Origin of the sequence: Streptomyces sp. HSW2009 (assembly GCF_040240285.1) — a bacterium.
Taxonomy (GTDB): Bacteria; Actinomycetota; Actinomycetes; order Streptomycetales; family Streptomycetaceae; genus Streptomyces.
Genome location: NZ_JBEHZD010000940.1, coordinates 1 through 1678, shown reverse-complemented (window position 1 = coordinate 1678; position 1678 = coordinate 1). Strand labels below are relative to the sequence as shown.

Below are 1678 nucleotides of genomic sequence, written 5' to 3'. Positions count from 1 at the left end.
AGAGGGCCATGCGGAACGCATGAGTAACTTAGCGACGCGGGTGGGGAATCGCCGTACGGAAGCGGTACGGGGCGGCGGCGGGGGGGCGGGGGGGGGGGGGGCCGCCGCGGGCGTGCGCCCCATCCCTCTGAGCGCCCGCGCGCCCCACCTCACGCTGGCCGTGCCGACCGCGCCCCACCGCTCAACCCTTGCGGGCGACCGCCCCGTACATGGCGATGTCCCGGTCGTCGATGTTCGGGTCGGTCGACGCGTCCGGCTTCCAGTAGTGGACCTGGGTGATGCCGGGCTCCACCAGGTCGAGGCCGGTGAAGAACGCCTCGGCCTCCGGGCGAGTGCGCAGTCGCATCGGCATGCCGCGCCGCTCGTACTCGCTGGCCACCTTGCCGACCTCGGCCGGCGCGAAGTCGGCCGTACCGATGGTCATCGCGAGGAAGCTGCCGGACGGCAGCGGGTCGAGCAGCCGGCGGACGATGCCGATCGCGTCGTCCTCGTCCACCAGGAAGTGCACGATGCCGATGATCATCAGGCCGACGGGCTTGCTGAGGTCCAGCGTGTCGCTGACCTCGGGGGCGGCCAGGATCGCGGCCGGGTCGCGCATGTCGGCGTCGATGTACGCGGTGCGCCCCTGCGGCTTGCTGACCAGCAGCGCCTGAGCGTGCGTCAGGACGATCGGGTCGTTGTCGACGTAGACCACGCGGGCGTCGGGCGCGATCTCCTGGACGACCTCGTGCAGGTTGGGTTCGGTGGGGATGCCGGTGCCGATGTCGAGGAACTGGCGGATGCCCTCCTCGCGCGCGAGGTACTGCGCGGCCCGGTGCATGAAGAACCGGTTCTCTCTCATGTGCACGGGGAGCGCTGGCCACTCCTGCGTCATGATGTCGCCGGCCTCCTGGTCGACGACGTAGTTCGTCTTGCCGCCCAGGATGTAGTCGTACACGCGCGCGGAGTGCGCCTCTTGGGTGTTGATGCGGTCAGCAGGGTAACCGTTTTTGGCCATCTTGCTCGCTCCCTCGTCGGTGGCCGTCCACGGTGTGCACGGCGTGTGACGAGTCTACGGATTACTTTGATGGGCCACCTAGTTGGGACCTCGTTGATCCGGGGCGGCGAACGGGTGTTGTCAGGGGCTAGAACAGCGGATTTACGGTGGGTTGGGGGGACGTTGCGGACGGCTTGGGTGCCGTGCGACGGGCCCGATCGTGCTGCGCGTGCGGCTGCGGCGACGTGCTGTCATCGTCTCCGTACCGTCGTACGGTCGGTCGCAGCGGCGCGTCGTGGTGGGCGGGCCACACTCCGCGTCGGGGCGTGGCCGTCGCGCATCCGGTGTGGGGCGCGGTCCTGGCGGCGGCCGGTGTGCTGTGCGCGAGGGGCGCGGCCGGCGGAGTCCGCGGCCGGGTCGCCGATCGCCGCATCCGTCCAGCGTTCGTCGGGTCGAGTGCTGCGAGCGGCTGTCGCACGTTGCTGACCAGCAGGTATTGGCCTTCGGTGGGGTGGCTGCTCGGGGTGGTCCTGGTGGCGAGGGCAAGGTGAGGGTGAGGGGCGGCGGGTCGTTCGGCGGCTGGGGCGGGGGTGGCTGCGGGCGGGCGGGGGGTGGTGGGTGCGCCCGGGCCGTGGTGGCGGGGGGGGTCGGGGGTGGGGGCCGCCCCCCGGGTGGCGGCAGCGGGTTCGCCCGGTGGGGTGG

At 71.7% G+C, this 1678-nt stretch carries 1 protein-coding gene; it reads right to left on the bottom strand.

Annotated elements, in window-relative coordinates; translation table 11 throughout:
* Positions 1-181: 181 nt before the first annotated feature.
* Positions 182-997: an SAM-dependent methyltransferase gene (locus tag AAHZ94_RS33690; protein ID WP_349997497.1), complete on the bottom strand. Its 816-nt coding sequence runs from the start codon at positions 995-997 to the stop codon at positions 182-184.
* Positions 998-1678: the final 681 nt, after the last annotated feature.

Excerpts from the sequence above, each read along its gene's own strand:
- AAHZ94_RS33690 (WP_349997497.1), bottom strand. The coding sequence starts at position 997 with ATGGCCAAAAACGGTTACCCTGCTGACCGCATCAACACCCAAGAGGCG.